Genomic DNA, 12,096 nt, shown 5'->3' with positions numbered 1-12,096 from the left:
TGTACGGCATCTCGGTGGCCGCCGAACTGTCCGGGATTCCGGTGCAATCGTTGCGGCTTTACGAACGCCATGGCCTGCTCACCCCGGCGAGAAGTCAAGGGGGAACCCGCCGTTACAGCGCCGACGACCTGACGCGGCTCAAGCGCATCAGTGGGCTGGTCGAGGCCGGCGTCAACCTGTCCGGTATCGCGCGCATCCTCGATCTCGAAGACGACAACGCGACGCTGTCGGCCGCCAACACCGACCTGCGGTCCACCAACCGCACGTTGCGAGACGCCGCCAACGGGGCGAAGTCCGCCGGGTCTCGGGATGGGGAAGCGTCGCCACCCTGAGCTGACCGCCGATTGCGCCGACCGGTGTCGGGTACTCGCCCCGTTATGCCTTTGAAGGAGAGACGATGGGTGAGTTGACGGAAGCCGGCGCTCAGGTGGTGGACGGCGCACGTCAGGAAGCCGACACTTACCGCGGCGACAATCCCCGGCCGCTGGGGGGCTATCTGGTGGTGTTGGCGGTCTATGGCGTCGTCGTGACGGCCGCGGTGGTGGCCGCCGTGGTCAGCGGCCGTAGCTTGCCGGCGCGCTGGCGGATCCAGGATCTGATCATTCTCACGCTGGGCACCCACAAGCTTTCGCGAACGTTGAGCAAGGACGCGGTGACGAGCCCCTTACGCGCTCCGTTCACGCATTATGCGGGCACGGGAGGCCCGGCCGAAGTCCAGGAAGAGGTCCGGGAGCACAGCCAGCTGCGGCACAGCATCGGGGAGCTGTTGACCTGCCCGTTCTGCCTGGACATGTGGGTCGCCACCGGGTTTGCCATCGGCCTGGTGTTCGTGCCCCGGTTCACCCGACTGATCGCGGGTGTCTTCAGCGCATTGGCCGGGGCGGATTTCCTTCAACTCGCCTACGCGATGGCACAGCAGGCGGCCGAAGGCTGAGTCGGACTGCGTGTTCAGCCCGTCTTGGGCTGGGTCAGGTCGGGAACCGTGGACGCGTCGCCGGCCGCGAACACTTCCGGGGTGATCGGGCACCTGCAGATCAGGCCGCACCGTGAGCCTGCCCTTCTCGGTCGGCAGCCCCAGGCCGTGGATCAAACGGGGCGCCGGTCACGCCCGTCGCCCAGGCGATCGTGTGCGTGTTGATGCGTGAATCATCGCTGAGCACAACATGATCGGCGTCCGCTTACTTGAGTGTGACACCGAGCCGGACGTCGATTCACGCCGTCGCAGCACCTTCAGCGCGGCCTCGCAGAGTTTCGTGCCCACCTCGGGCATCACCTGCTCGGCCAGGTCCAACAGCGAAAACCGTCCCGAGTGTAGGCGGACTCCGCGACGGGCAGGGCCGCGCCGCATTTGTGCGGCAACAATTCGGTGCGAGCCATGAAAACCGTTGAGAGGCACAACTTATGAGGCGGACCGCGATATCGTCGGCCGGGCTGTTTCCTCGCTCGGAGACCGGCGCCGCCGCGTTCGCCGACCGGTTTCGCTATCTCGCTTGCGTTTCGTTAATTGGCTCATAGACTTCTCGTTGAGCGTTGGTATTCGCGGATGTGGCACTGCCACCGCGACGCCGATGAGGAAGGGCTCTGCGGACCACGACGGCTCCGGGGGTGGTGCTATGCGAGATGGCAGTGCCACGATTGCCAATCAGCTGGTGGAGCTGGTAGCCAATCTGGAGCGTGAACAATGCGACACCGCGACCGGGCTGCACGAACTCCTCCACAATGGGGTCCACCACGTGACCGGCTCGCAGTATGCGGGGATCACCCTGGCCGAGAGGAGCGCGTCGGTCAGCTGTGTGGTTGCCACGCATCGCTATCCGATGGTCCTTGACGCCATCCAGGACAGCTCCGGCGAAGGCCCTTGCCTGACCGCGGCTTGGGAGCACCACATGATGCACATCGCGGACCTGAACTCCGAGCAGCGCTGGTTGCGCTATCGCCGGCTGGCGCTCGAGCAGACCCCGATCCGCTCCATCCTGTCGTACGAGTTGTTCATCGACGGCAGCAGTATGGCCTCGCTCAACTTCTATGCCGACCAGCCGCACGCGTTCGGTGAGGAGTCGGTGGAGATCGGCACGGTATTCGCCACGCACACCGCGCTGGCATGGTCGATGATGCGCCGCCACGATCAATTCCGCAGCGCGCTGGCATCGCGAGACATCATCGGGCAGGCGAAGGGAGTCATCATGGAGCGCTTCGGCATCGACGCCGTCGAAGCGTTCCAGTTGCTCACCCGGGTGTCGCAACAATCCAACATCAAGCTGATCGAAATCGCACGGGCGCTGATCGAGAGCGAGCATCCGCTCCAGCACCGACGGCACTGACCATGACCGGGTGCCGCGGTCGGCGCCGCCGTTTCGACGGGCGGCAGACGGGTATGTGCCCTTTCGTGAAGGCTGTCACGTGGCACGGCAAGCGCGATGTGCGGGTGGATTCGGTGCCCGATCCGAAGATCGAGCGGCCCACCGACGCCGTCATCGAAGTCACATCGACCAACATCTGCGGGTCCGACCTGCACCTCTACGAGATCCTCGGGGCATTCATGAAGCCCGGGGACATCCTCGGCCACGAACCGATGGGCGTCGTGCGTGAGGTCGGCACGGAAACGGGCGATCTTCGGGTGGGGGACCGGGTGGTCATCCCCTTCCAAATCTCTTGCGGCCGTTGCCACATGTGCAGCCAACAGCTGTATACCCAATGCGAGACCACCCAGGTGCGCGACCAGGGCATGGGGGCGGCACTGTTCGGCTATTCGGAGCTCTACGGTGAAGTCCCCGGCGGGCAAGCCGAGCTGTTGCGCGTCCCCCAGGCCCAATTCACGCACATCAAAGTCCCTGTGGGCCCGCCTGATTCGCGGTTCGTGTATTTGTCGGACGTGCTACCGACCGCGTGGCAGGCGGTGGCTTACGCCCAGATCCCGGATGGTGGCACCGTCACCGTGCTCGGCTTGGGCCCCATCGGGGACATGGCCGCCCGCATCGCCGATCACCTCGGTTACCGCGTCATCGGCGTCGACCTGGTGCCCGAACGGCTGGGCCGCGCCGCGCAACGCGGTATCCACACCATCGATTTAGGCCGGCTCGACTGTTCGCTCGGGGATGCGATCCGTGACCTGACCGACGGACGGGGATCGGACTCGGTCATCGACGCGGTGGGGATGGAGGCGCACGGCTCACCGGCAGCCAAACTGGCGCAGCAGGTTGCCGGGCTGTTGCCCGATGCGCTGGGCAAGCGGGTCATGCAAACCGCCGGCGTGGACCGACTGTCCGCCCTGTACTCCGCCATCGACATCGTGCGCCGTGGCGGAACCATCTCGCTGATCGGCGTGTACGGCGGCATGGCGGACCCGCTACCGATGCTCACCTTGTTCGACAAGCAGGTGACCCTGCGGATGGGTCAGGCCAACGTCAAACGCTGGGTCGACGACATCATGCCGCTGCTCACCGATGACGACCCCCTGGGCGTCGACACCTTCGCCACGCACGTGCTGCCGCTCGACGAGGCCCCGCGGGCCTACGAGATCTTCCAGAAGAAGCAGGACGGAGCGGTGAAGGTGATGCTCAAACCGTGACCGTGTCTGCCGCAAGGGTTTTCGCTCACCGGCGGCAGGTGAGGCGCCGGCCCGGGAGTTTGACGGCGGCGCCGGCGGGGTACTGACAGCGCCATGACTCCCGCAGAGGCCGCAGAGGCCTCAGAGGCCGCAGCCCCCACGCCCACCGGCGAGGTCTGGCCGGGCAGGGCCTACCCGCTGGGCGCGACGTATGACGGTGCGGGCACCAATTTCGCCGTGTTCAGCGAGGTGGCCGAGCGGGTGGAGTTGTGCCTGTTCGACGCCGAGGGCACCGAGAGCCGGGTGGCCCTGCCCGAGGTCGACGGCTTCATCTGGCACGCGTACATCCCCAACATCGAACCGGGCCAGCGCTACGGCTACCGCGTCTATGGTCCCTACGACCCGCCGGCGGGTTTGCGATGCAACCCGAACAAGCTGCTGGTGGACCCGTATTCCAAAGCCATCGACGGCTCGTTCGAGTGGAATCAATCGCTCTTCAGCTACAACTTCGGCGACCCCGACAGCCGCAACGACGACGACTCGGCGGACAGCATGCCCAAGTCGGTCGCGATCAGCCCCTACTTCGACTGGGGCAACGACCGCCCACCGGACCATCACTACGCCGATACCCTCATCTACGAGGCGCACGTCAAGGGCCTGACCCAGACCCACCCCGACATTCCCGAACAGCTGCGCGGCACCTACGCCGCGGTGGCGCACCCGGTAATCATCGAGCACCTCAAGAGTCTCGGTGTCACGGCCATCGAATTGATGCCGGTGCACCACTTCGCCAACGATTCCACGCTGGTAGACAAGGGCCTGTCCAACTACTGGGGCTACAACACGATCGGATTCTTCGCGCCCGACACCAAATACTCCAGCGCAACCACGCCCGGCGGGCAGGTGCAGGAGTTCAAGGCCATGGTGCGGTCGCTGCACGAGGCCGGCATCGAGGTCATCCTCGACGTGGTCTACAACCACACGGCCGAGGGCAATCACCTGGGCCCCACCCTGTCGATGCGGGGAATCGACAATGCCGCGTACTACCGCCTTGTCGATGACGACAAGCAGTACTACATGGACTACACCGGCACCGGCAACAGCCTCAACGTCGGTCATCCGCACGCGCTGCAGCTGATCATGGATTCCCTGCGCTACTGGGTGACCGAGATGCACGTCGACGGCTTCCGCTTCGACCTGGCCTCGACGCTGGCCCGCGAGTTCTACGACGTCGACCGGCTGGCGACGTTTTTTGAACTCGTACAACAGGATCCGACGGTCAGCCAGGTCAAGTTGATCGCCGAACCGTGGGACGTCGGGCCGGGAGGCTATCAGGTGGGCAACTTCCCGCCGCAGTGGACGGAATGGAACGGAAAGTACCGCGACACGGTCCGCGACTTCTGGCGCGGCGAGCCCGCCACCCTCGACGAATTCGCCTACCGGCTCTCCGGCTCGGCAGACCTCTACGAGCACACCGCGCGGCGGCCGGTGGCGTCGATCAACTTCGTCACCGCCCACGACGGGTTCACGCTGCGCGACCTGGTGTCGTACAACGAAAAGCACAACGAGGCCAACGGCGAGGACAACAACGACGGCGAAAGCCACAACCGGTCGTGGAACTGCGGAGCCGAGGGGCCCACGGACGATGAGCACGTCAACGCTTTGCGCGTCCGCCAGCAGCGCAACTTTCTGACCACACTGCTGCTGTCCCAAGGTGTTCCGATGATCTGCCATGGCGACGAACTCGGACGTACCCAAAGCGGCAACAACAACGGGTATTGCCAGGACAACGAGCTCACCTGGATCGATTGGGGCACCGCCGATGCGGGCCTGCTGGAGTTCGCCCGGGCGGTGTCGGCGCTGCGCGCCGAGCACCCGGTGTTCCGCAGGCGTCGCTTCTTTTCCGGCAAGCCGGTGGGCCGGCGCGGCCAGGACGGCCTGCCCGATATCTCCTGGTTCACCCCCGAGGGCGCGGAGATGACCGACGAGGACTGGGGTGCGAGCTTCGCCAAGTCGGTCGCGGTGTTCCTCAACGGCCACGGCATCCCGGACCGTGATGAGCGGGGTCAACGGGTGCTCGACGATTCGTTCCTGCTGTGTTTCAATGCCCATTACGAGCCGATCGAATTCACCCTTCCGCCAAAGGAATTCGGTGAGGCCTGGCAGGTCGTGGTGTACACCGGGCCCGAAGAGACCACGCCCGCCGACGAGGTGCCCGGTGGCGCCAGGCTCAACGTGGAAGCCCACACCGCGGTCGTCCTGCGCGGGCTTCCCCCGGACTAGCCGATCGTCGTCGACTCGAGACGGCGGCGTTTCCGCGGATCGAGCGAATTGCTCTCGCCGACAAGCCACATCGGCTAACTTTTCCCACGATGTCGATGTCGCGCGTCGACCGCCGGGAACGAAGGGGACAGCCGATGGACAGGCCGGGGCCCGACGCGCGCCTGGAATCGGCGATGAGCAGGTGCGCGCGGGCCGCCGCGCTGGTGGTGCTCGCCGTCGCCGCGGCGACCTGGGGGGGCTGGACGGCGGGCATCGACCAGCTGACGCGGGTCTATCCGACCTGGCCGCAGATGATGCCGTGGACCGCGCTGTGGCTGGCTGCGCTGGGTGCGGCGATCCTGGCGCAATGCGGGCATCCCCCGCGCGCACGCGTATGGGCCGGACGCACTTTGGCCGCGGTCGTGGGGGCCCTCGCCGTCACCGTCCTCGCGGAGTACCTGAGCGCCGGCTCGGTCAGGCTGGACAGGGTCTGGTTCGGCAACGCGGTGGACATGCACGAACGGTCCTGGCCGGGACGCCCGAGCGTTCAGGCGGCGTTGTCGACCCTGCCGTTGGCGACCGCCGTCGGATTGATCCGGGTGGATCGTTGGACCCGCGTGGTCTGGCCCGTGTGCATTGTGGGCGGTACGGCCATCCCGTTCGTCACAGCGGGCGCCTACTTGTTCGACACCTTGGCGTTGGTGGGCGCCTCGCCCTCCAGGGGCCAGGCGTTCCTCACCGCCGTGGCCCTGCTGCTGCTGATCGCCGCCACCTCGCTGGCGCACCCCGACCGGTTTCCGCTGGCGTGGCTGCTCGCCCGGCCCGACCGGCGTTCCCTGGTTCGGCTGCTCGGCATCCTCGCCGGCTTTCCGCTCGTCGTGGCCGTGTCGAGGCCGATCTTTTTGGGGCTCGGCCCGGACGACAACGCGCAGTGGACCTTCTCGATCCTGCTGGGAGCCGCAATCGTCGGGGCGGTGACCTTCTACTTCAGCCAGCGCGAGCAGCAACTCCTGATCGCCGAGCAGCTGGCCAGCGCGCAACGCGCCGAGGCCGAGATGAGGTATCGCCTTCTCGCGGACAACGCGGTGGACATCATCGTGCACTTTCGCGACGGCGAGGTCGCGTGGATCTCGCCTTCCGTGGAACCCGCGCTGGGCGGTCCGCTACTCCGGTGGACCGGGTCGGATTTCGCCCGCCGCATCCACCCAGAGGATCGCGACAAACTCGCAACCGCCGTGCGCCGGATCGCGGGCGGCGAACAGGTTCTCCAACGGTTCCGGGTGTGTTCCGTCGACGGCGATTACCACTGGGTCGACGGTCACGGAAAGCCCTACACCGACGCCCGGGGCAGAACCGATGGGCTGATCGCGGCGCTGCGGGTGGTCGACGATCAGGTCGAGGCCGAACGGCGACTCGAACGGTTGGCGCGGTTCGACACCCTCACCGGTCTGGTGAACCGGGCCGAGGCCCTCGGCCGGCTCGAGGCCGCGCTGGAGCAACCGCAGCCCCTCGGAACGCACGTCGGCGTCCTGTTCTGCGATGTCGACCATTTCAAGGCGATCAACGACAAATGGGGACACGGGATGGGGGACGTCGTACTGGCAACCGTGGCGGCGCGGATCCGGGCGAGCGTTCGCCGCGGGGACACCGTAGGGCGGACGGGCGGCGACGAAATGCTCATCCTGTTGCCCGGCGTCCGCGGCACCGACGAGCTCTCCCGGATCGCCGAGAAGATTCGCCGTCGCGTCGCCGAACCCATCCACGTATCCGGCACCACGATCTGCGCGACCCTGAGCATCGGCGCCTCGCTCGCCCTTCCCGCCGAGTCCATCGACGCCGTGACGGCGCGAGCTGACGAGGCCATGTACCGGGCCAAATCGGGCGACCGAGACACCGTCGATCGGATTTAGGTAGCGAGTGATCGCCACGCGACGCTTCGCATCCGGTAGGTTTCTCGCGACAGCGTCTTGCGTTACAAGAGAGGGCGAATATGTCAAGGACAGTGGTGGTCGGCGCCTCGAGCGGGCTGGGGCGTTGCATAGGTGTCGGTCTCGCGCAGCGCGGCGACCAAGTCGCGCTTCTTGCCCGGCGTCTGCAGCGCATCGAAGCCGCGGCCAAGGACGCGGGACCCGGGGCGATCGCCGTCGAATGCGACGTGACCGACGAGGCGTCCTGCCGATCGGCGATCGGTGCGGCCGCCGATGCCCTAGGCGGGATCGACAACATCGTCTACACACCCGCCGTCGGCCCGCTGGTCCGCATGGTCGACACCGATGCCGACACGTGGCGGCGCATCTTCGACACCAATGTCATCGGCGCGTCGCTGGTGACGGCCGCTGCGATGCCGCACTTGACCGCTTCCGCCGGCAAGGCCGTGTACCTCTCCTCGGACGCCGGAACGTTCGGGCCGCCCTGGCCCGGCCTGGGCGCGTACGGCGTCAGCAAGGCGGCCCTGGAGCGGCTGGTGGAGGCGTGGCGGGCCGAACATTCCGACGTCGGCTTCACCTGCCTGATCGTCGGGGAGTGCGCGGGTGGAGAGGGCGACGCGGCGACGGGAATGAACGAGGGCTGGGACATGGATCTCGCCATGAAGGCGGTGCCGCTGTGGTCGTCGCGCGGCTGCATGCCCGGCAAGTTGATGCCCGTCGAGGACCTGATCGACGTCGTGCACACCATCCTGCGCACCAACGCCACGACGTCGATGCCGCTCGTGGTTGCGCGCGGCGCGCCGGCCAGCCCCGCCGCGTTCGCCGAAGCAAATCAGTCGTAGCGGTCGCCGGTCAGCCGGACTGTCTCAGGCCCAGCTTCTCGCGCGCCAGGTCGGTGAGGAAGCGCGCCGCCGATGTCGGCCGGAACGCCAGCGCCGCCTCGGTGAGCGCATCGCGCGATTCGGTGGGCAGCTCGATGTCGGCGGCAGCGACGTTGAACTCGAGTTGCTCGACGCTGGACGCGCCGGGAATGGCCACCACGCTCGGATAGCTGATCAACCAGGCCAGCGCCACCTGTGCCGGCTTGGCGTCGACTTGCGTCGCGACGTCGCGCAACAACTGCAGCAGCGGCTCGACGCGGCGCAGGTTCTCGGTGCCGAACAGCGCGTTCACCGCGCGCACGCCGCCGGGACGGTTGTCGACGCCGTACTTGCCGCCCAGCAGCCCCTGTTCGAGCGGGCTGTAGGCGATCACGATGCGTTTCTCCCGCTCGGCGAACGGCACCAGGTTCTTGAGCGCTTTCGGATAGGCGAGCGAGAAATGCACCTGATTGCTGATCACCGGCCGGCCCAGCGCGGCGTCGGCCTTCTGCCACCGCTGCAGCGAATAGTTCGAGACGCCGGCCGCGCCGATCTTGCCGTCCTCGAGCAGGTCCCGCATCCCGGGCATGATCACCGAGTCCGGCACCACCGGGTTGGGCTGGTGGATCTGATAGAGCGGGATGCGGTCCAGCCCCAGCCGCCGGGCGCTGGCACGCGCGCGCTGCTTGACCACGACGGGGAAGGGAGCGACCGGCATGATCTTGCTGGCCACCGCGACCTCGGCGCGTTCGTCGCCGAGCGCCTCGCCGAGGATCCGCTCGCTCTTGCCCAGCCCGTAGACCTCGGCGGTGTCGAACAGCGTCACCCCCAGGGCGCGGGCCCGCCGCACGATGTCACCCGCTGCGCCGGCGGCATAGCTGTCCCCGTAGCCCCATTCGCGTGAGCCGAACTGCCAGGTGCCCAAGCCGATCCGGCTGACCCGTCCGACCCCGTCGACGTCGACATATTTCATCCGCTCAGCCTAGTGGCGATCGCAAGCGCGTGGGCCGCTCAGCCGGGGATCTTGCCGAGGATGTAGTTGGCGATGCTGACCGCGGCCAGCCGGGGCCGCTCGCTGTCCGTGGTGCCGCTGGCGGACACGTTCAGGTCGATGACGACGTTGGCCTTGGCCGCGACCGCCCGCGCCGAGCGCACCTGTATTCCCTTGGGCGTCAAGTCCAATGTGGTGATGCCGTTGCCGGCTTCGGCGGGAGCGCTCACCGACATCGCGATCGGTTGCCCGCCGGGAGCTGTCACGGTGACGGTCGAGCCACCACACTGGCGCCATCCCGACAGCAACGCGTCCAGCTGTGACTGCGCCCCGGCTGGATCGCGGAACGCCGCCACGCCCTGGATGACCTGGATCGACTTCAGCATGCTGCGCGTGTCGGTGAATTCGCCCGCGTGATAGCCGGTAAAGGAGCCGGGGACGTAGGCGTCGGGGCTCCCGGCGGCGATGCTTCCCCAGCATTCCGGGCGGTCGATGCTGCCGTCCTGGGCCGAGCGGCCCGGGCTGTTCCACGTCGGCCCGACCTCGAGGTTCGCATCGGCGGTGATGTTCTTCAGCGCGTCCAGCCCCGGCAACAGCGTGGTGATCGTGTCCGGCGGGACCGTGGGGGGCGGGGGCCCGGCGGACGTGGTCGAGTCGTGTGCGGTCCGCTGGGAAGAGGGGGAACCGCCCAGCGTCGCCCACCCGGCCAGCGCGACGACCGCCAACATGATGAACACGTACGACAGCGTCACACCCACCAGGGCGCGGTCCCGGCCGAGTTCGCCGCTACGCCGGATCTGCGCCAGCCCGAGGTGTCCCAAAATCGCTCCCGCGGGCGCGAACACGAACGCGAAGACCAGTGACAGCGTCGCCAAGGTGTTGACGGTCGGGCGGTACGGCGCCGGCGCGAACCCGGGCGGTTCCGCCGGCGGCGCGATCGGCTCCATCGGCTCCATGGGCGGCGGGACCCGGCCCAGCGGGTCGTAACTCAGCGGGTTCTGCCAGTACGGGTCCTGCGGGTTGGTCACGCCGGTGCCTCCTTCGCCGCCGAACCTGCCCGAAATGTAGCCGATCACTGGCCCCCGGGCCTGAACCGAGGCCCTCTCGGGCGCGGCTTGGCGATGCCGACCACATACCCCGCCTGGGCGCGGCCCACCCGTTTGACGGCCGAATTCGTCGGGTAGCCGCTTCGGTGAGCGCGCAACAGCCCTGCGCGCCGAACCAACGCAAATGGGAAGGACACCATGGCACACACCGCCATCAAGTCGCCCACCGACGTGGTCGACTTTCTCGTCAGTCAGCATCAGCAGATCAAGGCGATGTTCGCCGAAACCCTGGCGGCATCCGGAGAAGCGCGCGAAAAGGCCTTCGTCGAGCTTCGGCGACTGCTTGCCGTGCACGAAACCGCGGAAGAAGAAATCGTTCATCCGCGCGCCAAGCGCAAGATTGCCGACGGCACCGCCGTAGTCGACGAGCGGCTCCACGAAGAGCACGAGGCCAAGGCCGCCCTGCAGCAGCTGGAATCGCTCGACGTCGACAGCGAGGAGTTCACCCGCGAATTGACCAGGCTGCGTGATGCGGTGATCGACCACGCCGAGCACGAGGAGCGGGACGAATTCGCCAAGCTGGGTGAGGAATTGAGCGCGGACGAACTGAATCGCATGGGCCGTGCCGCGCAGCTCGCCGAAGCCGTCGCACCCACCCGGCCCCACGCCGGCGTGGAATCCCAGGTGGCCAATCTGGCCGCGGGTCCGTTCGCCGCGATGCTCGACCGAGCCCGCGACGCCATCATCGGTAAGGGCTGACGAGCCGCTCGGCCCTGCACCCGCCGGCTCGCAAGGACATGACCGGCTCATCGAAGATTCCCGGCGCCGCCCGCTATCTCCCCGAGCAGCGGGGTATCGACGCGCTGCGGAGCGCGGCCGAAACATGTCGGGGCTGTACGCTTTTCGAAGACGCCACCCAAACGGTGTTCGGCAACGGGCATTCCGGGGCGCCGATCATGCTGGTGGGAGAGCAGCCCGGCGACCAAGAGGACCGCGCGGGCGAGCCGTTCGTCGGCCCGGCGGGGCGACTGCTTGCCCGGGCGCTCGACGACGCCGGCATCGATCCGGTGCTGACCTATCAGACCAATGCCGTCAAGCATTTCAAGTTCACGCGCAAGGGCGGCAAACGTCGCATCCACCAAAAGCCCAACCGCACCGAGGTCCTCGCCTGCCGGCCCTGGCTGATCGCCGAGATCGAGGCCGTGCAGCCCGAGGTCATCGTGTGCCTAGGTGCGACCGCCGCACAATCATTGCTGGGAGCCGCTTTTCGGGTCTCCGCGCAGCGGGGTCAGGAGCTGAAGCTCCCGTCATCCATCGACATACGGATGACGCCCGAGCCGATCGTGGTGGCCACCGTTCATCCCTCGTCGGTGTTGCGCGACCGCAGCGACCGACACGACGAGGTCTACCAGTCGTTCGTCCACGACCTGCGCAGCGCGCGCTCCGGGTTGGCGTAACGGCA

At 67.4% G+C, this 12,096-nt stretch carries 11 protein-coding genes and 1 pseudogene; 9 read left to right on the top strand and 3 right to left on the bottom strand.

The window, feature by feature from the left end; all coding sequences use genetic code 11:
- Together Q0W90_RS09630 and Q0W90_RS09625 are read left to right on the top strand one after the other, a co-directional pair.
- Window positions 1-332: helix-turn-helix transcriptional regulator (locus tag Q0W90_RS09630; RefSeq protein ID WP_297774292.1), on the top strand; the 332-nt coding region annotated here is incomplete at its 5' end.
- Window positions 333-397: 65 nt separating this feature from the next.
- Window positions 398-934 carry a DUF1360 domain-containing protein gene (locus Q0W90_RS09625; RefSeq protein WP_297596889.1) on the top strand — a complete coding sequence of 179 codons (537 nt, stop codon included), beginning with the start codon at window positions 398-400 and terminating at the stop codon, window positions 932-934.
- A gap of 26 nt (window positions 935-960) precedes the next feature.
- On the opposite strand, the pseudogene Q0W90_RS09620 reads toward Q0W90_RS09625, so the two are convergent.
- Window positions 961-1,303, bottom strand: a pseudogene (locus tag Q0W90_RS09620) (FAD-dependent oxidoreductase); the annotation flags it as partial.
- Window positions 1,304-1,613: 310 nt separating this feature from the next.
- On the opposite strand from Q0W90_RS09620, the gene Q0W90_RS09615 reads away from it, so the two are divergent.
- The 5 genes from Q0W90_RS09615 (at window position 1,614) to Q0W90_RS09595 (ending at window position 8,579) form a co-directional block, all read left to right on the top strand.
- Window positions 1,614-2,321 carry a GAF and ANTAR domain-containing protein gene (locus tag Q0W90_RS09615; RefSeq protein WP_297774289.1) on the top strand — a complete coding sequence of 236 codons (708 nt, stop codon included), beginning with the start codon at window positions 1,614-1,616 and terminating at the stop codon, window positions 2,319-2,321.
- A 65-nt stretch (window positions 2,322-2,386) separates the two neighbouring features.
- Entirely contained in the window at window positions 2,387-3,568 is a 1,182-nt protein-coding gene (locus Q0W90_RS09610; protein WP_297774287.1) for a zinc-dependent alcohol dehydrogenase, read from the top strand.
- Between the two features lie 93 nt (window positions 3,569-3,661).
- Window positions 3,662-5,830 carry a glycogen debranching protein GlgX gene (glgX, locus tag Q0W90_RS09605; RefSeq protein ID WP_297698761.1) on the top strand — a complete coding sequence of 723 codons (2,169 nt, stop codon included), beginning with the start codon at window positions 3,662-3,664 and terminating at the stop codon, window positions 5,828-5,830.
- Between the two features lie 134 nt (window positions 5,831-5,964).
- On the top strand, window positions 5,965-7,719 hold the full coding sequence (locus Q0W90_RS09600) for a sensor domain-containing diguanylate cyclase (protein WP_297774284.1): 1,755 nt from the start codon (window positions 5,965-5,967) through the stop codon (window positions 7,717-7,719).
- A 92-nt stretch (window positions 7,720-7,811) separates the two neighbouring features.
- On the top strand, window positions 7,812-8,579 hold the full coding sequence (locus Q0W90_RS09595) for an SDR family oxidoreductase (protein WP_297597305.1): 768 nt from the start codon (window positions 7,812-7,814) through the stop codon (window positions 8,577-8,579).
- Between the two features lie 10 nt (window positions 8,580-8,589).
- On the opposite strand, the gene Q0W90_RS09590 is transcribed toward Q0W90_RS09595, so the two are convergent.
- Entirely contained in the window at window positions 8,590-9,570 is a 981-nt protein-coding gene (locus Q0W90_RS09590) for an aldo/keto reductase (RefSeq protein WP_297597216.1), read from the bottom strand.
- Between the two features lie 38 nt (window positions 9,571-9,608).
- Complete coding sequence (locus tag Q0W90_RS09585; RefSeq protein ID WP_297597218.1) at window positions 9,609-10,616, bottom strand: sensor domain-containing protein; 1,008 nt, start codon at window positions 10,614-10,616, stop codon at window positions 9,609-9,611.
- A 216-nt stretch (window positions 10,617-10,832) separates the two neighbouring features.
- Here Q0W90_RS09585 and Q0W90_RS09580 point away from each other — a divergent pair, with 216 nt between their 5' ends.
- Together Q0W90_RS09580 and Q0W90_RS09575 are read left to right on the top strand one after the other, a co-directional pair.
- On the top strand, window positions 10,833-11,393 hold the full coding sequence (locus Q0W90_RS09580; RefSeq protein ID WP_297597220.1) for a hemerythrin domain-containing protein: 561 nt from the start codon (window positions 10,833-10,835) through the stop codon (window positions 11,391-11,393).
- Between the two features lie 38 nt (window positions 11,394-11,431).
- Complete coding sequence (locus tag Q0W90_RS09575; RefSeq protein ID WP_297774281.1) at window positions 11,432-12,091, top strand: UdgX family uracil-DNA binding protein; 660 nt, start codon at window positions 11,432-11,434, stop codon at window positions 12,089-12,091.
- Window positions 12,092-12,096 lie beyond the last annotated feature (5 nt).

It is taken from the genome of Mycobacterium sp. (genome assembly GCF_025933915.1).
Classification (GTDB): domain Bacteria; phylum Actinomycetota; class Actinomycetes; order Mycobacteriales; family Mycobacteriaceae; genus Mycobacterium.
The sequence above is the reverse complement of the archived record's forward strand: the minus strand, read 5'-3'. Positions and strand labels throughout refer to the sequence as shown.

What these genes read in the sequence shown, in the direction of transcription:
- Q0W90_RS09625 (WP_297596889.1), top strand. Translation starts at nt 398, where the DNA reads ATGGGTGAGTTGACGGAAGCCGGCGCTCAGGTGGTGGACGGCGCACGT.
- Q0W90_RS09615 (WP_297774289.1), top strand. Translation starts at nt 1,614, where the DNA reads ATGCGAGATGGCAGTGCCACGATTGCCAATCAGCTGGTGGAGCTGGTA.
- glgX (WP_297698761.1), top strand. Translation starts at nt 3,662, where the DNA reads ATGACTCCCGCAGAGGCCGCAGAGGCCTCAGAGGCCGCAGCCCCCACG.
- Q0W90_RS09600 (WP_297774284.1), top strand. Translation starts at nt 5,965, where the DNA reads ATGGACAGGCCGGGGCCCGACGCGCGCCTGGAATCGGCGATGAGCAGG.
- Q0W90_RS09590 (WP_297597216.1), bottom strand. Translation starts at nt 9,570, where the DNA reads ATGAAATATGTCGACGTCGACGGGGTCGGACGGGTCAGCCGGATCGGC.
- Q0W90_RS09580 (WP_297597220.1), top strand. Translation starts at nt 10,833, where the DNA reads ATGGCACACACCGCCATCAAGTCGCCCACCGACGTGGTCGACTTTCTC.
- Q0W90_RS09575 (WP_297774281.1), top strand. Translation starts at nt 11,432, where the DNA reads ATGACCGGCTCATCGAAGATTCCCGGCGCCGCCCGCTATCTCCCCGAG.